This window comes from Litorivivens lipolytica (assembly GCF_014191715.1).
GTDB lineage: Bacteria > Pseudomonadota > Gammaproteobacteria > Pseudomonadales > Spongiibacteraceae > Litorivivens > Litorivivens lipolytica.
This window is the reverse complement of record NZ_JACHWY010000004.1, coordinates 38,472-56,088: the sequence shown is the minus strand read 5'-3', so window position 1 is coordinate 56,088 and position 17,617 is coordinate 38,472. Positions and strand designations below refer to the sequence as shown.

Annotated in this window: 19 protein-coding genes and 1 pseudogene; 11 read left to right on the top strand and 9 right to left on the bottom strand. The window is 50.5% G+C overall.

What is annotated here, in order from left to right:
- Window positions 1-24: 24 nt before the first annotated feature.
- Complete coding sequence (locus FHR99_RS15875) at window positions 25-1,194, bottom strand: RNA-guided endonuclease InsQ/TnpB family protein (protein WP_343067646.1); 1,170 nt, start codon at window positions 1,192-1,194, stop codon at window positions 25-27.
- 58 nt (window positions 1,195-1,252) lie between these two features.
- On the opposite strand from FHR99_RS15875, the gene tnpA reads away from it, so the two are divergent.
- The 4 genes from tnpA to FHR99_RS15855 all read left to right on the top strand — a co-directional run bounded on the left by tnpA (window position 1,253) and on the right by FHR99_RS15855 (window position 4,207).
- The gene (gene tnpA, locus FHR99_RS15870; protein ID WP_183411768.1) at window positions 1,253-1,663 is read left to right on the top strand and encodes an IS200/IS605 family transposase; all 411 of its coding nucleotides are present in this window, start codon (window positions 1,253-1,255) and stop codon (window positions 1,661-1,663) included.
- Between the two features lie 495 nt (window positions 1,664-2,158).
- The gene (locus tag FHR99_RS15865) at window positions 2,159-2,575 is read left to right on the top strand and encodes a hypothetical protein (protein ID WP_183411730.1); all 417 of its coding nucleotides are present in this window, start codon (window positions 2,159-2,161) and stop codon (window positions 2,573-2,575) included.
- An 11-nt stretch (window positions 2,576-2,586) separates the two neighbouring features.
- Complete coding sequence (locus FHR99_RS15860; protein WP_183411728.1) at window positions 2,587-3,312, top strand: ion transporter; 726 nt, start codon at window positions 2,587-2,589, stop codon at window positions 3,310-3,312.
- Window positions 3,305-4,207 carry a BRCT domain-containing protein gene (locus tag FHR99_RS15855; protein ID WP_183411727.1) on the top strand — a complete coding sequence of 301 codons (903 nt, stop codon included), beginning with the start codon at window positions 3,305-3,307 and terminating at the stop codon, window positions 4,205-4,207. The genes FHR99_RS15860 and FHR99_RS15855 overlap by 8 nt, the downstream gene beginning before the upstream one ends.
- Window positions 4,208-4,260: 53 nt before the next feature.
- Here the strand turns inward: FHR99_RS15855 and FHR99_RS15850 are convergent, their stop codons facing one another.
- Entirely contained in the window at window positions 4,261-4,998 is a 738-nt protein-coding gene (locus tag FHR99_RS15850; RefSeq protein ID WP_183411725.1) for a hypothetical protein, read from the bottom strand.
- A 530-nt stretch (window positions 4,999-5,528) separates the two neighbouring features.
- On the opposite strand from FHR99_RS15850, the gene FHR99_RS15845 reads away from it, so the two are divergent.
- Entirely contained in the window at window positions 5,529-6,572 is a 1,044-nt protein-coding gene (locus FHR99_RS15845) for a hypothetical protein (protein ID WP_183411723.1), read from the top strand.
- 64 nt (window positions 6,573-6,636) lie between these two features.
- On the opposite strand, the gene FHR99_RS15840 is transcribed toward FHR99_RS15845, so the two are convergent.
- The 3 genes from FHR99_RS15840 to FHR99_RS15830 form a co-directional block, all read right to left on the bottom strand.
- A complete protein-coding gene (locus FHR99_RS15840; RefSeq protein ID WP_183411722.1) occupies window positions 6,637-7,491 on the bottom strand; it encodes an Abi family protein in 855 nt (284 codons plus the stop codon).
- 286 nt (window positions 7,492-7,777) lie between these two features.
- Complete coding sequence (locus FHR99_RS15835) at window positions 7,778-8,173, bottom strand: PIN domain-containing protein (RefSeq protein ID WP_183411721.1); 396 nt, start codon at window positions 8,171-8,173, stop codon at window positions 7,778-7,780.
- Entirely contained in the window at window positions 8,170-8,403 is a 234-nt protein-coding gene (locus FHR99_RS15830; RefSeq protein ID WP_246387152.1) for a type II toxin-antitoxin system Phd/YefM family antitoxin, read from the bottom strand. Before FHR99_RS15830 ends, FHR99_RS15835 begins: the two co-directional genes overlap by 4 nt.
- A gap of 818 nt (window positions 8,404-9,221) precedes the next feature.
- Between FHR99_RS15830 and FHR99_RS16655 the strand changes: the two are divergent.
- Window positions 9,222-9,512 (top strand): annotated as a pseudogene (locus tag FHR99_RS16655) (tyrosine-type recombinase/integrase); the annotation flags it as partial.
- Between the two features lie 7 nt (window positions 9,513-9,519).
- Window positions 9,520-9,732, top strand: a complete 213-nt coding sequence (gene vapB, locus FHR99_RS15820) for a type II toxin-antitoxin system VapB family antitoxin (protein ID WP_183411718.1) — start codon at window positions 9,520-9,522, stop codon at window positions 9,730-9,732.
- 1,388 nt (window positions 9,733-11,120) lie between these two features.
- Here the strand turns inward: vapB and FHR99_RS15815 are convergent.
- Window positions 11,121-12,116, bottom strand: coding sequence for a tyrosine-type recombinase/integrase (locus FHR99_RS15815; RefSeq protein WP_183411716.1), 996 nt, complete (start codon window positions 12,114-12,116; stop codon window positions 11,121-11,123).
- Window positions 12,117-12,364: 248 nt separating this feature from the next.
- On the opposite strand from FHR99_RS15815, the gene FHR99_RS15810 reads away from it, so the two are divergent.
- The gene (locus FHR99_RS15810; RefSeq protein ID WP_183411714.1) at window positions 12,365-13,384 is read left to right on the top strand and encodes a DNA-binding protein; all 1,020 of its coding nucleotides are present in this window, start codon (window positions 12,365-12,367) and stop codon (window positions 13,382-13,384) included.
- A 64-nt stretch (window positions 13,385-13,448) separates the two neighbouring features.
- Here the strand turns inward: FHR99_RS15810 and FHR99_RS15805 are convergent, their stop codons facing one another.
- From FHR99_RS15805 to FHR99_RS15795, 3 genes are all read right to left on the bottom strand, one after another.
- Complete coding sequence (locus tag FHR99_RS15805) at window positions 13,449-13,877, bottom strand: hypothetical protein (RefSeq protein WP_183411713.1); 429 nt, start codon at window positions 13,875-13,877, stop codon at window positions 13,449-13,451.
- A gap of 384 nt (window positions 13,878-14,261) precedes the next feature.
- Window positions 14,262-14,840 carry a FlhC family transcriptional regulator gene (locus FHR99_RS15800; RefSeq protein ID WP_183411711.1) on the bottom strand — a complete coding sequence of 193 codons (579 nt, stop codon included), beginning with the start codon at window positions 14,838-14,840 and terminating at the stop codon, window positions 14,262-14,264.
- Window positions 14,841-14,877: 37 nt separating this feature from the next.
- On the bottom strand, window positions 14,878-15,378 hold the full coding sequence (locus FHR99_RS15795; protein ID WP_183411710.1) for a hypothetical protein: 501 nt from the start codon (window positions 15,376-15,378) through the stop codon (window positions 14,878-14,880).
- A gap of 555 nt (window positions 15,379-15,933) precedes the next feature.
- On the opposite strand from FHR99_RS15795, the gene FHR99_RS16410 reads away from it, so the two are divergent.
- From FHR99_RS16410 to FHR99_RS15780, 3 genes are read left to right on the top strand one after another with little or no spacing between them, the layout of a single operon-like run.
- Window positions 15,934-16,074, top strand: a complete 141-nt coding sequence (locus FHR99_RS16410; RefSeq protein WP_246387149.1) for a hypothetical protein — start codon at window positions 15,934-15,936, stop codon at window positions 16,072-16,074.
- Window positions 16,074-16,490, top strand: a complete 417-nt coding sequence (locus tag FHR99_RS15785; RefSeq protein ID WP_183411708.1) for a hypothetical protein — start codon at window positions 16,074-16,076, stop codon at window positions 16,488-16,490. Before FHR99_RS16410 ends, FHR99_RS15785 begins: the two co-directional genes overlap by 1 nt.
- Window positions 16,483-17,220, top strand: a complete 738-nt coding sequence (locus FHR99_RS15780) for a hypothetical protein (protein ID WP_183411706.1) — start codon at window positions 16,483-16,485, stop codon at window positions 17,218-17,220. Before FHR99_RS15785 ends, FHR99_RS15780 begins: the two co-directional genes overlap by 8 nt.
- The last annotated feature ends 397 nt before the right edge of the window (window positions 17,221-17,617 follow it).

Here is a 17,617-nt window from a genome sequence, read left to right as displayed (position 1 = left end):
TACGCTTCGCTAGGGTGAGGCTTCTCACTTCTCAGGCCGCAGCCGACAATGTGTCGGTCTTACGCAGGCCTCCATGAGCAGAAACGGCGAGCCCCGCGCTTTTAACTTTAAAATTCCTTGCTGTCTTATGTTGATCGCTGCGTTCGTATCGCGATCCAGGACTGCGCCGCAGGCGCATGTCCAGGATCGGATATTTAAAGGCAGTTTTTCAACCTTTTTCCCACAGCAAGAGCAGGTCTTTGACGAGGCAAACCATTGGTCTATTTTGACCAGATGCTTGCCGGCTTGTTCGGCTTTGTAGCTCAGCTTTTCGATCTGGCTGTGCCAGCTTGCATCGGCAATTGCTTTTGACAAGCGCCGGTTCTTCATCATGTTTTTGACTTTCAGTGTCTCGACAACGATCGCTTGGTTTTCGTCAACCAGTCGTCGGGATAGTTTGTGCTGGAAGTCATTTCGAGCATTCGCCACTTTCTCATGGCACTTGGCAACAGCGAGCCGAGCTTTCGCACGATTCGAGCTGCCTTTCTTTTTTCGAGAAAGCGATTTTTGCTTTCGCCTTAGATTCTTAGTCGATCTTTGTATAAACCGCGGATTATCTATTTTAATGCCATTGTCGCAATTGACCAGGGCCGCAAGGCCAACATCAATGCCTCTTACGGAGTGAGCATTGATATCCGTGATCTGCTCAGGCAGAACCTCGTCAGTATCTACAAGTATCGCAGCGTAGTATTTTCCAGTCGGCGAGCGCGATACTGTGATGCTTTTTAGAGACCCCTTAATATCTCTGTGTATTTTTGCTGGAATTTTGCCAATCTTCGGCAGGGTGATGCTTTCATCGTCGTATGCCGTAGTTCCAGTGCAATGATAGCTCGACTGCTGGCCGCGCCGACTCTTAAACCTTGGATAGCGTGACGGACTGGATTTGTCGAAGAAGTTTTTAAAGGCCGTGTCGAGATTGCGACAAGCTTCTTGCAGAGCAATTGAATCAAAATCTTTGAGCCAGCTGTATTTTCGGCTTCGCTTTGCAACAGCGAGTAGAGGTTTTATATCCTTTGAGGCGCGCAAAGAATCGCCGTGAACCTTGTATCGGTGGCTGATTATCGCGAGTGCTTTGTTGTAGACGAAGCGCACAGCGCCAAACTGCCGATCCAATTCGGCTTTTGCCTGATCATCCGGATACAGCCTGACTTTCATTGCGCGTAACATGAAGATGAATATACTGTATGTATATACATGGCGCAAGGTTTCTGGGATGTACGATGAAGCGATCCGAAAAAGACACAGCGTAACGCTACTTTATGCGCACTTGGTATTCACGACCAAGTATCGCCGAAAGGTATTAACCGGGCGACATATAGAGGATATATCTTGGGCGTTTAAGCATGTGTGCGACAAGAATGGTTGCGTACTAGAGCAGTTTGATGGGGAACAGGATCACGTACACCTTCTCGTAAAGTACCCGCCGCGTATCTCGATATCATGGCTTGCGAACCAGCTCAAGGCGACTGGATCGAGACGCCTTAGAGGATTGCATCCTGAGTTGCAAAGACTTTCGAAAAGCTCCGCGCTTTGGAGTCGTTCATATTTTGCTTGCTCCGCAGGTGGTGCGCCTATAGAAGTGCTTCGTCAGTACATCGAACAACAGGATACACCGCCAGGCTAGCGCCTGGGCGCCTTATATCCCCGCCCTAATAGGACGAGGGTTTACGGCGCAACTGCTAACAGAACCGAAAGCACGCTCGAAATGCCCCCAGACTTTCGCTAAGCTATTGCTAGACCAATAACAAGAACACATCGGGGGAAGATATGGACTCAAACATTCTACTTCTAGTTTCTGCATTGACCTGCGGAATGATCTCGGCGCGCGCCGTCACGATCGCAGCCAGAGGCGGAGTCGAGACAACCAACCCTTTGGTGGCGGCAATAAGCTTCTTTGGCATGCTATCAACCTTTGCCATCATTATCTGGGGGTTTATGAATGTGGCGTGGTGGATACCGCTTGCTGCAATCGTAGGGACATCAATCGTAGCTGCGTTAGTTGTGGGGCGGTCCACCTGGGCCTTGTTCTATGAGCTAGCACCTATAACAAGTTTGGCCGTTATAGCATTGAACGCGTACGCTTGGCTTGCATGAATCAAAGCGCTCTGGAGAGGGAGTTATGTTCGGCCTCGGAAAATCGTCTGAACTGGATAAGTTATACAACCAATTTCAAGCGTCAATCCACTCCTTACTGCGTGGGTCGGATGCTAGCTCATATGATGCGGCAAAAGGCGTCAAAAAAGCATTCGATGTATGCATCCCAATCGAGGACGCTGGGTTTTCAGGGCTCGTTGACAGGCTCGAAGAAATTGAAAGAGAAATTGCACATCAGGAAGATTTCGTGCGAGGTGTGACCCTAGTTAAGATCATGTATCAGACGAAATCACTGAAAGATCCAAGTGCTCAGGAATACGTGGTTTATATGGAAAATACGCTGATTGCAATCGCACAATCGCTCGAAAGTTCAGATGTTCAGGTGGCAAAACGAATTCCACCCCCTATTACCCCCTCGACGAACTTTCGACGACGCTCGTAATAGGACGCCGAATGAAAGCGCAGCTTCAAAACATCGTCGAAACTCGCGAAACGTTAGCGGGAAAGATATTTGACACGGTGATACAATGTGCAATCGTAGTCTCGCTGATTTCATTCTCGATAGAAACGCTACCAACAATCTCCACAGATCTACGAAATACGCTTAGGGCGATCGAACTCTCGGTGGTAGCATTATTTACCGCTGAGTATTTACTGCGATTCTACGTGGCTAGCTCTCGTCCAAAATTTGTTTTTAGCTTTTACGGGATTGTAGACCTTTTGGCAGTTGCTCCATTTTACATTGCTGGCGGTCTGAATCTGTCGCCATTGCGTGCACTGAGGCTGCTTAGGCTATTCAAGCTCCTGCGCTACAGTCGCGCAATTACCCGCCTCAGCCGTGCTTTTGGAAAAATCAAAGATGAATTGGTGCTTTATGGCGCCGCGTCCCTGATCGTCCTGTACCTCGCTGCCGCCGGCATCTATCTCTTTGAGAACCCGGTACAGCCAGACGCTTTCCCTTCAGTATTCCATTCGCTTTGGTGGGCGGTTGCGACACTGACGACGGTCGGTTATGGGGATGTCTACCCGATAACGGCCGGCGGTCGCATATTCACTACCTTCATTTTGGTCATTGGGCTCGGTGTCGTAGCCGTCCCTTCTGGCATGCTGGCTTCTGCGCTAACAGAGGTCCGTGACGAAGAGAAAATGAACTCGTTGGGAGGAGGAGACAATGATTGAGTGGGCTCAACACCTGAATAAAGATGGGCAGCCTCTTTCGCGAGGGTTCAACCACCGTGCCAACAAGGAAAAGCTGGCTCTCTGTCTTCGCGGTATCCTCGAAGGGATAGAAATCGAAGGCCTGAAAGATCGCGAAATCGTATTCCTTCAGGCGTGGCTAGACAGCGTAGACGCCCTTCAAAAAGACGGAGACCTGCTCGATCTCGCTGACTTTGTCAGAGATATACTTCAGGACGGCGAGATCGAACCCGAGGAGAGGAAAGAACTTGCCCAGATGGTGGCGGATATCCTTGAGTACAGTGATATTTTCGCCGACTCCATCGACGCCTTTACAAACCAGCTCATTGGCTTCTGCAAGGGAATTGCAGCTGACGACTACATCTCGGACAAGGAAGTCCACGAATTGCGCAAAATGCTTCACACGGCGGTAGGGGACGATTTCCAGTGGCCTGCCTCAGAGCTTGCCGCGCGGCTCGATATCATTCTGGCTGACGGCGTAATAACTGATGATGAACGGGCTGAATTGCTCACGGTAGTAAAAGGGGTTACAGGCGCCCGCTTCACCGACACCGGCCTTGCTGAGGGCTTCGCAGTCACTGCTTTCTGCGATCCAATGCCTGAACTACCCATTGACGGCCTGACAGTTTGCTTTACTGGTAAATGCCTCACCGCAAGCCGCCAGAAGCTCCACGAAGACGCTCAATCACGCGGCGCAATCGTAAAGCGCTCTGTTTCATCCAAACTACAGGTATTGGTTACCGGTGAACTTGCAAGTCGAGACTGGGTGTATACCTCGCACGGTCGCAAGATCGAGCAGGCAATTCAGTTGAAGCGAGATGGTCATTCGCTAGCGCTTGTCTCAGAGCAGTCCTGGGTAGACTGGCTTTCCCGCTAGGCCGCGAGAAAAGACCCATAGAAATGAAAAACCCGCCGAAGCGGGTTTTATGATTACTGAAATTTCTTCTCGACAAACAAACTGTCCATCGCCGTACCGGGGCTATTGTTCAGTATGTTGTGCAACACATTCCACGCATTGGCGTGAATCGCAGGACCGAAGCCAAACCCGTCAAAATGGTCTCCCATGCCCAGTGCGTGCATAAACTCATGGATGGTCACATCAAGTGAAAGTCCGCCGGTGCAGCCGTCTGGCGAACTTGAGTCCAGATTGACCTGCAGAACGCTATCCATGTGCCCAGTTTCGCCATAGAAGTTTCTCGGCCAACCCGTCGAACCGCCTAACGCACCTACATGGCCACAGGCATTCGCTTCCGGGCCGCCTGAAGCGCCAACCGCCGTACCATAGCTGACAACGATACCTTTCTGGATCTGATCGTCTGGCGTGCTTTGAATTGATGTGCGATCGAACAAGGTTGTGCCCAGCTTGTCCTCAATAGCGTTCATCGCATCAATCGCGATTTGCACATTATTGTGTTTAACCGGAATCAACCCTTGAGTCGTTACATCCCACTGCTTCAAACGCTCATTGGTGGCTACCTTGGTATCGTGATCTGCATTGATCCACGGGAACTTATAGCTATTTCCATTTGCTGACCGGATAAAGTCTCTAATTGACTCTTCGTTAGCCGCGGGCATGGCGTTTCTATCATCGTCGTCATCGTCCTCATGCATGCAGCCGGCAGCAGAAACCAAAACTGCAGCGAGAAATATCGTCTTACTAAATCGCATAATCTTCCCTTGGTGGTTTGTCACACGCATCATACCGGCAGAGAATAGAATGCACGGGGGGCGCTCAGGGTGAAAACCACCCGAGTGAAACGGTCGATGTTATATTGCAGAAATGGTTGTGATAGATTTAGGTTTTTCTGTTAGAGAAGTACAGCAGCCTTTGAATCGTAAGATATCACCAGGCAAATAAAAGGCCCGACCGATTTCTCGGGCGGGCCTCAACGACAGTCGGGCATAGCGTGTTGAGCCTCGCCCCTGAAATCGCACTTGGTAGCCATAGGAACCCAGGTTGGGATAATCATGTTTGGACAGATAACGATCGCCTAACTTGGCGAGCTCAGTGTCTGTATAGCAATGGTGAGTACGGCGCGGCACGGTGTCTGAAACTAATCAATTGAATACTCCTAATTTAACATAGAGCTTTTCAAAGAAATAAATTGCGTGTTAATCTTGCCCTCGACTGGCGGAAGGGCCGAAAGCCCTCTGCCGTAACTGACGTTACGATCTACCATCGACAATGGAGAACCTCTATGGCTGACGCACGCCTGTACTCAAGCTTATTTACTACCCTCTACGACGAACCCGCCCCTATCGGTACGATTGGCCGCGGAACACATTACTCTATTCTTCGTGCGGTTCAGCTTCCCGGAATTGGCGCACTTCGTTCGTCACGCTCCGACGGCAGCACCACGCAAAACACCAACGCACACCCAGTCCAAGATATCGCCATACTCTGGGACGAAGACCACGACGCCCGTGTCATCAAAGCCCTTGAGAATATTTATATCGCGGGACTCGCGGCACCGATCCTGTTTATAGGTGAGCGCAAAGGGCATCTGAGTGTACTTGTGGACGAAGCCTTTATTGAGTCCGCTACAGACGCCGTGTTCGACGAGTACAAAGACACCATTTCAGCGATTGCTGATCAGCTCGATGACCCATGGTCCGCAGATGTAGGGGGCTTCGATCCGCGCGCAACCATCCAGTCGACGAGCTACCGATATAGCGTCATCGACGATTCAAGTGGGAAGGCCATGACCTACCTTTCCAACATCAATAATCTTTGGGCGCTCGGACCCAAGCGATTCTTAGATGGGGCCCCGCTACATTCCAAAACGGGTTCTGCCGAGATAAATTCCGATCCAGAGCCGACACGCAAAACTAGCGATCCTATCGTTATCAAAATTGCAGAGCCGGCTCTCCTCACCGAGGACGATTGGCCCAAAGATGGGGCCCTGATCGCGAGAAATATTAATTATCGAGGCGGACTGAACTGCATCAACCCAAACGCTGAGTTTAACGTTTCATTGATACCGGAAAATATTTTCAGCGGCCCAACGCTTCGGTACACGCCTGGCCAAGTCATCACGGCCGAGAAAATTGCTGAGTATCTCCCTGATGCGGAGGCGCTGGAGTGGTCGGAGATTGATGACGGCGAGTTCGGGTTCACTACCCGTAGCAGATCCAGGGCATCCTACGGCGGTTTGACCATAGATATCTGGGCAGGGGATAAACATGACCGAACGCACAAAGAGGTGAGGGAGGCTTTCCTATCCTTCATGCGGGGGGCGTAGTTCTCTAAAAAAGGTAAAAACCCTGCCCAAACGGACCAGAGAAAGCGAGACAGGGTAGCACTAGCTAGGTAATCAGTCGTGCTACCCGCTCCCCGCGGCGGGTAATATCCTGGATGCCCGGACTGGAGCTGACTAACTTACGCAAGGTTCGCCGGGCTTGCGCCAGCGGAAGCGAATCGTTGCCCGGCGTTTGCAGGTAGTTCAAGTGATCAACTGAAATCACCCTGTTCAGGTTTTCGATGTATCCGGCAGCGCGAAGGTATGCCGTGGTGTCGGTCGAAATCCAGCCGATGAGCTCTGCAACATCATGGACCATGTCTAAAAGGTTCTGGATAGCCTGGTGAGGATTCGCGGGATGCCGATGCTTCCACAGCGGTTCGTGATGAAACGCCCGGTTCCGAAATCTTTGTATTTTAACCAGCGACCGCCGGATAGGATCGCGCTGACGATGAACTCTTGTCGCATGAGGGAACACCGGCTGTAGCAAGGTAGGCCAAAGTGCGCGGGGCTGCCCGTTCACATCAAACACCTCGTTGAAGAGGTTGGTCCAGAACCCGAGCGTCTGCATGGCCACAATACGATCTGGGCTTGCCCGTCGTCCTAAAGCCTGCCGCGCCTTTGATATGTTGACCCCATGCTGCCGGGTGTGCCTCTGCTGCGCTGGGGTCGGGCGAGCCTTAGTTTGAACATTATCGAACCAAGCCTGCCCCCAGAGCTTGGAGGCCTCACCGTGTATCGCATTGCGCAGCGTTATCTCCAGCGTCTGCAACAGTGGGAAAAATGCACCGGCTACCTCTTTGTTCCACTGGTAGGCCCCCAGCAGGGCGACATCATCGACAGGGTTAAAAAAGTGACGGTAGGCATCCAGCCGGGGGGTCGAGATGTAGGGCTCAATGGCCGCATGGTTCAAGTTGCGCAATTTGACTTCCTTGGTCGCGTTTTAATATAATCCACCCATAGCCAGCGATGTGACCTCTCCCGCTAACCCGGTGAAGCCCTCGCAACATTGGCACATGTGTAAAGCCCCGGTGCGTATTGCGTGCCGGGGCTTTTTAGTTTCAGGGCCGCACTCGCGATGGCCCGCCCCCATAGCCACCCAGTATACCGCCCCTACCCCGGAACGCTAACCGCCCACCACTGCCGGCCGGCGCCAAAAACTCGCCCATACAACATTCCCGCCGCATGGGAATACGCTCATCTAGTTCTTACCAAATGGTTTTGACATGCCGATACTCTCGAATTTTGGTATCAGCAGTCACAAGCGAAACGGAACGATGCCGAGCTAAAGCGACGATGATCCGATCTGCGGGGTCAGAATGGAACTCACCAGGCAGTCGAACCGACTGCACAGCGACATCCGTAGTAACTGGGACAAATGAGATGCCATCAATGGCGGAAACGGTGTCCAGCCAGTCGTCAATATCCATCGTAAGCGCCAGTCTTCCTTTTGAAACCAGCATGGCGATCTCCCAGGCGCTTATCGAAGAAACGAATACTTGCCCATCCGGTAGTTCCGACTCAATTGCCTTCTTTGCGTTCGTTGATAACTGCTTGTCACCGTTAACCCACCAGATAAGGGTATGCGTATCCAGAACGATCACCCAAGCGCCTCCCATTCACCCTCGCCCACAGGTTCCGTAGGCTCAGAGTATTCAGTCACGCTACCCCTAAGAACGTCCAGCGGGTTACGTTCAACGTTACGATACTGGCGCACCTCAATAGTTGGTTTACCATGGTCTGTCACGATCACGGCCTGGCCGCTCGACTCAACCTGCCTAAATAGCTCAAGCGCTTTGGCCTTGAATTGAGACTTTGAAACCTGTTCCTGCATAACAACACCTATAGTCATGTAACCATGGTCATTATGGTATCGTGAAATGACTAGATCAAGTGGTCACTTGATGTCTCATTAGAGGGTTTTAGAACTTCAATTACGACGGGCGATCAAATAATGAACAAAAATTCAATCGTACGATTGAATTTTTGGTTGAATATTGACCACTTTTGCAGGTGGGGCGCTTGAATCAACGCCTATATACATCAAAGGGGTATATAGGGGGCTTTCGATATAACCAAAAGCCAGTTTTCTGTAGTGTACACTACACAACCCCTGACTTTTCCATGATCGCTCTTTCCTACACGCTGGGTTTCCAGAGCGGCGCCGTCCAACGCAATACCCAGTATAGCGCCCCACGCCCAGGACGTTAACCGCCTCGTGTCCGGGCGGGCTCGCCCCCATCCAACATTCCCATGAAGCCCCGGAATTGCTAGCTTTAGGGTTAAAAACCACTTTAAAAACAGCATATATCACATATCGGCACATAACGGTGTTTGTGATAATCCGGAGGCTGACTTATGCGGCGACCAAACAACCGGCTCAAAGATATTTACGAACCAGGGCGCGGCAAGGCTCAAATAATTGATACCCCAAAGCAACTCGCGCATGTCCTATGGGCCGCTTCACGGGGAGCGACTGGGCCTCGCAATGTAGCGTTGCTCTGGATGCTGTTTGGGAGCGGCCTACGGATCAACGAGGCGGCCCAGCTAAAGATTCGGGATGTTCTGACGGTGAACTAAGGGGAAGTTTCAGACTGCCCGGCAACTACACCAAAACCGGAAACCCACGAATCATCTACCTGCTGTGACAGCCTTGAAAACCTTGTCAGAGAGCTTATTAAGCGGGCCGGCGTTGAGGCTGGCTCACACAGTGGGCGCCGCAGTCTGGCGATCTGGATGGATCGCCGGGGGTATGACTTGAAAACCACCCAAACCGTTCTGGGTCATGCTTCGCCTGACATGACGCTGGTTTACATAGATGCCCGGGACAAAAGAATCTCCCTTGCCTTTCGTGAGTCGTGCAGAGGCTTGCGCCCACCTAAATACGAAGGGCAATATTCTATATACAATTGCCTTATACGTACGCGCTATATACATATTTGAGGATCGCATGAGCACAGGCACAGTCTTTGAGAACAATAGCACTCAGGCCGTTCGGCTACCAGCGGATACCCGATTCCCTGAAGGGGTAAAAAAGGTCAATGTTCGGGTGCAAGGCAAAGAAAGAATAATCTCTCCACTAGAGAATACGTGGGATAGCTTTTTCTTAAATGGGCCTGCGGTAACTGATGACTTTATGGAGGAGCGAGTAAGCCAAGAGTAGGCGCCACGAGAGGCGTTCTAATACTGGTCTCGAACAATCTAAGAGAGTTTGAGAGGGTCAAGGGAATCCGTATGGAAAACTGGGTTACACACGTCAAGGGGTAAAAGGTAATGTTAACGGCAAACAAAGGCGAACCCTACGGGGGGCATTCCGTCGCAGGCTACGACTAAAAAGGAACGTCATGTCGCTCGACAGAAATCAAAGAGGCCGAATAAAGAAACTGCAGCAGTCGACGTGAAGGGTGACATTTTGACGCGTAGTACTTGATGCTAAGCCTCTGTCTGAGCCAAGCGTTTACACACCAGCATGCCGCTCAACGGAATCCACAAAACGGCCAGGGTCACACCGATAGTAGATATGAAAACCTTCGCTAGCACTCCTGGGAAAGCGAAGTAGCCAACGACCGTAACAGCCATTATCACGGCTAGTCCCACGAAATATAGACCCACCATTGGGCGCAAAAATTCACTGGCTTTCATAATCATTCGAAACCCTCAGCCCATATCATTGGAAGCAAGTATAGCAAACCGCGAGGTAGAACGAGCCGGGAACGTTACTTCACATGATCCCGGTCGTTCTGAATTTAGCCGTAGTGCATAGTTAATTGAACGCACTAAAGCCCCATTAAGCCATCGGGACTGCTAAATCACCGCTATAGCTACTCCCTAAGCGCAGGTTAAATCCATGCTTTGAACTCATAAGCTCCGCGAAAGCCGATAGATAAGGAAGCGGCATAGAGTAATACCCAGCGGGTTCAATATGAAAATGAGGTATTTTCACCCGCTTTGCTACACTCAAACTTCGGTCCACCGATATATGATATGCACTGTCGGTAGTACACAAGATTCAGCAATTATTGATGAAGCGATCGGATATCTAAGGCGCCCACACAGTGAAAATTGTTAGCCAAAAGGAGAGCCTGTGTGTGCGGGCGTTCTGGCAACTTCTAAATAACGAAAAAACCGATCGAAGTGCACCGCCCGAGACTTCCGAAGATTTTGTAGGCTGCCAACGATTACTGAGCTTAATAGTAGATCGGCGGACAAAGCTGAATAAAATAGGGCGAATCAGCCCGCACTGGGGGCGAATAATAGCCTCTTGGGAAGATTTCGCAGCGCTTTCTCATTTAGGCGACTACAGAACACTAGATAGGCAACTCGCAGCTGTAGCTGATCACTTTGCATTCAGCGCCAACGAGGCCAATAGAAGAAGCGATAACGTTGTCGCCCTCCGGCCCATGCAGGCCTTTTAATACAATCAACCGAGTAGACGAAATAGTTCGCCACTCTAGATTAGGGACTCACAGGAATTAAGAGCGTCAAAATGACGTCAACAAGGAAGGTCAAGCTGAGTATACTCGGCCGCTACATGAAAATTCCCGGTATAGGTCAGTTCACCCGAGGAGTGGTTGGCGAGGGGAGGCGCCCAACCGCTTCCCGCATTCTTTTCTCTCCCCCCCTGTCATAACGCGCAGTCGTATTCACACTTTTATGTCCTGCCAGATCCGCCACCGTTTTTAGGTTTATGTTCGCGTCGAGCAGCGTCGTAATAAACGTGCGGCGCATATCGTGGGGAGAGAGCTCGCCCAGTCCCGCTAGGCCTCGGCGCTTATCCAGTATGTAGTAGACCGCTTGGTCGGATAGGGCGGTATCTTTAATCGTGCCGTTCTTAAGTATCCGAGTGAAGAGGGGGCCTTCGTGATTGCCCCTCCATTCCTCTATATAGTGCCGAGCCGCATCGATGACGATGGGTATCTCAATGGGGACTGCTCTTTGCTTGTTGCCTTTGCCGATAATTCGCACCCACCCCTCCGCAAGGTTTAGATCACGCTTCTCAACGGAAACGAGCTCTGACCGGCGAAGGCCGCACGCGTACAACAGGAGCATCATTAACGCATCTCGGGCGCCAGCTGCAGTGCCTTCGTCCCAGCAGGACTTTAATAGCGCATTTACTTCCGTCAGCGGCAAACTCCGACCGACGGCAAGACGCGAACCGGTTTCTGACTTAACGGAGGCAATAGCATCGTAGTGGTCTTTATCGATCCGCTTTGCATAGTGGGCTTCACGGGCCACGCCCCTGATGGCGGACAGATACATATTGATGCCATTGGGCGTTTTGCCGGCCTTCGACATAGCCGCCTTCACCAGAAACACATGCTGGCGTTCAATTTTTTCCCAGGGGCAGTCTTCGATCGAAGTGCACCCCAGAATAATCGCGATATTTTTCAGCGCGGATGCCATCGCACGCCGGCTGCTAGCTGATGTCAGGGAGGATAGATAAAGGAGGGCCGGATTTGCGTACTCCGGGCCTGGCGTTTGAGGAACCAATTGCGACGAGACATCGGATAGGTCGAGCAACTCACCAGATAAGACTTTGTCGGCCATTATCGATTCGCTCCGCGGCACCATATTTTTGATCGATGTTTATCGAACCCCAGAACCAAATCCTATCAGTTACTTTTATAAATGTATATTTACATAAGTAATATATCAAGCATTATTAGGCGTATTCCGCTACACTACGCTACACTACGTTATAATGCTGAAAACCACCCTGCGCTGATGATTGCAGCGGCGGGTATACATTCAAGCCATTGATAATAAAAACAAAATAACATCTGACGGAGGCGGACATGGCCAAAGGTGGCGTCACTCAATCGGAAGTATTCCGTGCTGCACAAGATCTGCTAGACGAAGGTATCAACCCGACTGATAAGCGGGTCCACGACATCCTCGGCGGGTCGATGACGACTATAAACAAGCACATGCAAAGCTGGAGGCGCCTACAGCAATCAAAGGCAGCCCTAATGCGTGACCCAGATAAGCTCCCGACCGAGCTCACGGATACAGTAACTGCACTGTGGGAAGCGATAAAATCATCCGCTCTGGCAGACTTTGAAGACTCCACTGCTGAGCAAAACCAAAAAATTGAAGCGCTTTCGCAGGCGCTCGAAGATAGCGAAGCTCAGAACCGCTCTCTTGCCGAAATAAACACCTCGCTCATCGCCAATCTTGACGACGCGAAGCAGCAATTAGATAGCATGGAAAAAGCGCTGCGCAAAACTGAGGCTCTGCTTTCGGAGAGCCGGCAGGAATCCTCCACGTTAAAGCAGGACCGAGATAGACTGCAGAAATATTCTAAAGAGAAAGACTCCCAGATATCGCAACTGCAAGAGTCTCTTCAGGGAAAAGACGTCCAGCTTGGACAGCTTACTGAATCAGTGATTCAGAAAACGGAGCAGCATGCTAGCGCAAAAGGCAGCTGCGAACGACTGCAGGCGGAAAACCAGCTGCTTCGCAAGCAGAACGGGGACCTCCAAGACAAGCTGAGGAGAACCAGTTCGGAATGCTCTTCGCTTTCTGATAAAGCACGCGATATGGAATCACGTCTGAATTCAGCCTTAGCCCACGGCGCGAAAGCGGAAAGCGACTTAAAGTACACGCAAGCACTCCTTGATAAGACAGACAAAGCTGTCCATATCTGCAGCGAACAAATTACGGAACTTAGAGAAACGGTTAGGTCGCTCCAAGAGGATAAATCCGCACTACTCGACGACAAAAACTCTCTTATCCAAGAGAAAACGACTCTATTGGCCCAAGTCAAAGAGCTCAGCTCAACCGTATTCGCCTACGCAAGTAACAAGCACTTATGAGATTCACGCAATATTCAAAGATGATAAAACACTAACAATTTTTATTGCAGTATTGTCGTATTTGTTACACACCTTCGCTGAAGGATAGACGACCTCCCTCACTCACCAAAGCGAGGAACTTATCATATATTTCTTTCCCCTCTGGCGTTAGGGTGGTTGCCTTTATATTGTTCGCTTGAGACACCTCATTCGCACTTAAAAATTCCCTGGAACGATGCATGACGAGAGGCCCTCGCTGATGATTACGCAATTTATAGAATATCTTTGCAACCGCATTATGAGATTCAAAGCCAAGCGCACTGGCAATGTAATTAAGCGAATGGTCAGGCCTGCTACCAATGAATATAAATACCCTCATCGCAGAAATAGAACGCAAGCCATAATCTTCAAGAAGCTTTGAGCCTGCCAAGAAACTTAAGACCAACTCATTATCTTTAATTACCGCCTCTGAACTACTATCAAAAGCGTCCTGTTTACTGACTCTGCCATCCATGCTTACTCTTTATCCTTAGGCTCGTAAGCTCTGCTCGACCGCCTTAGCAATGCCCCTATCTGCTTCGGTAACAACTACCAAATACTGATCATCTCACAGAGAGCCGCCATACCTATTCACCTCTTCGCGCAGGCAATTTGGCTAACCCGCGCTTGCATCAGGAATACGCGCCTTACGGAGCCGCTACTTTACATGTACAAATGAATCGCCATGTTGCTGCGGGCTTAGCCCGCGACTCACAGCAGTATAAAATTAGCTAGCAACGGTTTCATTACTTCGTCCCCGCCAAAACAAGAAGTACCAAAGAAATCGGCACCAGTAGATAGCTCACTGTTTAATGTGTTTGGCTTGCGCATGCGCAAGCCAAACACGTTTTCAGATGCATTACGCAAAAGATATATTTTCGAGCTTACAAAATGGACACATCATGTCTGAGACAGACTGATCTGGATGCGATGCGTAATCAGATTTGCATTGACCACAAGTCGTCATCCGCGATTGAGCAAGAGCGTACTCACGGATCAGCATATAAACTTTATCGACATTAAAAAGCTTTCGCTTGTACTTACTAAAAAGGGGGTAGAAAGCAGGAACTGAAGATACAAAATCAAGATATTGCCTATAAACACGCACCACCGTTTCTGGGGTAGGCGAAAAAACTGATGGGTCCTTTTTATTCTCAGAATTGCAACCTGCCGCCGCAGCATAAAGTTTTAGCACGATCGTATGCTCAAGAACCTGCAAGGTATTAGTAATCGTAGACCGAGCTGACGTCTTACCTCCACCCGCGCTACTTTTACGAAGACCTTGTCTATTGAGCTGCAGGCGACGACTTTGCAATCTTGCACTGTTCACTTTAGTCAAATCTTGGATGTGAACGGAGTGCATTCCAGCAGAAGTCAGGTAGTCTATCGTCGCATATTCTCTCGCTAACTGTGCCCCATCTTTCTTATTCGGCTTCATCTCTAGCTCCCTCTTCTTATTCAACTCGCATTAAGAATTAATTGTTGAATTCAAACGCTTGGATATAACCTGGCAATCCGTTAAGTGCGAGCCGCAATTCTTCAGCCAGATCGCGCTCCGTGTCGTCTAAGACCGACAGCACGATAGACTCGGGGATATTCAATACGAGATATGAGAAGGCAATTTTTGCAATTTCTAGGACATCTGCATCGCTGGCTCTCAAAAACCGACGGGAGGTATCAGCACTCCAGCTAGTCGATGCACTGATGACTGATGGGTCTTTATACCCCTCTTGTCTCAGAACTGTAAGGAGTGCGGCAGCACACTGCTGCTTGCGCAAGCGAACATGCTCCTGTGTCTCCATTTGCAACCGCAGACTCGTATCACCTCGCAGGTCCCCGATATCGGCCATTTGGGATAACAGCTCTTTATGAGCCTTACCCGCGACATTTGACGCAATCTCATCAACAGATGTGCGCGGAATGTTGCGGCCAGATGCAATACGCGGCGATCGTTGCTTTGCCGTGTTATCCCCCATAAATCACCACCCCCAAATATCTCAGAACCATATAAATCGCTTTGCTTATAATTAGACCTTTTCCATCTCTTATGTTGGGGGTGTAACTCTTTGTGTTCCCACCACCACCGCTAGATGAATTATTCATTTTCTGTGCTCCAGTTATCATAGTAACCAACCAGACCTGCTAATAAAAGCATATTACTAAAATAACACTTTAACTATGCCAGATAGAATAGTTCGCCGCGGCGCGCACCCATTTATGTCGGCCTAACCTCTTAATACCAACTGAGGCTTTGAGGAATAAATAATATTTGGCTAACAAAAGGTTTGTGGTAAATAAAAGCTGGGCCCCGGGTTATTGGTCCGCGTTGCAATCGCGCAAACCTCTGCTCAGCAGGTGAACTACCAATAGCACCGGATCAACTGCAGCTACATTACACAGCCCAACTATTCGTAACGCATTGAGATTTTGGAAAACCGGAAATGCTAAGATCTGCTAAAGGCAAGCTCATGGATAAGTATCAAACGCGCATCCGAGAAGGAGCGATCAAGCGTGCTAAGAAGCGATTAGCAATGGAGGGTGTCCCCCCCGAAGCAATCACCCGTGAAGAGAAAGAGGCGATCGTGGCGGAGGAGGAAGCCAAGATTAAGGCGACCTACCGCGACCTCAGCATTGGCGCCCTGATCTCTGCCCTGACCTTTGGTTCCTTCTGATGCTGACTCCACTACTGCGCACCGGCGCCTTCTATTTGATTTGGCGGCGGTACCTACGACCTCGATTCCGCGGCGCACTGTTTGCCACCACGGCTATTTTGGCGATCAACCTCGTGCACCACGAGGCACTCGCATTCTTCAGGGAGACGGGACATACGGAATATGCGGCCTACAGCTTCTACGCCCGCTGGGCGCTCTGGTTTCTCGTGGCGATCAACTACTTTGTCTTTGTCGAACATAGCCTGAGACGCAATGCAGCACCAGAACAATCCCAACGCAAACCTCCCGCTAGAACAAAGCTGCCCGAACAACCCGAACAGATTGACCCACTAGATGACGGTTTTGATGATGTGCGACATCTGCCTCGCGTTCGAACCCGAACCGAAATGATTCTGGAAGCGAAGAAAGATGGATAGTCAGACAAAGATCGTTGACCTGATACGCGACTGGGACAAACGAGACATCGCCAACCTCGCCATCATCTGCGACCTCGAAGAAGCCGCCTCACTGGAAGACATCGAGCACGCCATTACCTGGGCGTTCCACTCCAAAGCACGGCACACGATCGCCGGAAAGGTAAAGGGTGTATTCGACAAAGTGCACGCCTCCCCAACTTGCCCTACCTACGAGGAATTGCTCAGAGGGGCGGCCAAGGTCATGCAGATCAATAAGCACTGCAGCTCCATGGCAGAGTATGAGATGTACCTCCCTGATGCCGTGATCGTAGCAGCGCTGTCCCGTATGACCCCGCCACAGAGACGAGAGGTCTTTACGAGGGAGGTGGACGCGGCCCCTATGTGGGAAGCAGCTGGTGTGAAGGATCGTAGCTTGAGAGGCGTCAGAACTACCGCATCAATATTGGCGTTGGCCAATGCCTCTGGGTTTGCAGTCTATGCCGGAGCGACGACAGCGCTGGGCTTTATAACCCATGCGGTGGGCATCACCCTCCCCTTTGCCGTCTATACCGGGATGTCTTCGACGATCGGCGTACTGATAGGCCCGCCGGGTTGGATGGCTCTGGCGGCATGGGGCTTCTTCACAGTGACTGGGTCGAACTGGAAAATACTGATGCCTTTGTTGCTGTCGATCATACAAACAAAGAGTCGGCTCCAGATCCAAAGGCAGATCCAGCACCAACCAGCGTGAGCGGGGTAATGGCGGCACTATAAACGCCTTTGTCCTACTGCAATTTACTGGCAGCCCCACCCTCGTCCCGAACAGATGCCCTGCAAATGTTTGGGGCGAACCAAACAGCACTTTGTTAGTGTTGAGCAATATGACCCACTCCGTAGTACTTGAACCGGGCCCGATTGATACGACCCGAGCGCTCAAGCCCGAACCTTTTCTCCGCCTTTGTCTTTCCCCTTGTTTTCCCTTGCCTTTGCCCTTGCGCTGTTCCTATGGAGAGAGAGGTTTTGGGGTTTAGGATCTGTATGGGTTCGACACCGCGGCATGATGCTCCTATGGAGATCCCATCCACTCGCGAAGCGCGGCATCCAGGCAGAAGTCGGGGCTTTAAAAAGGCCTCTTTGTTCGAGCACAA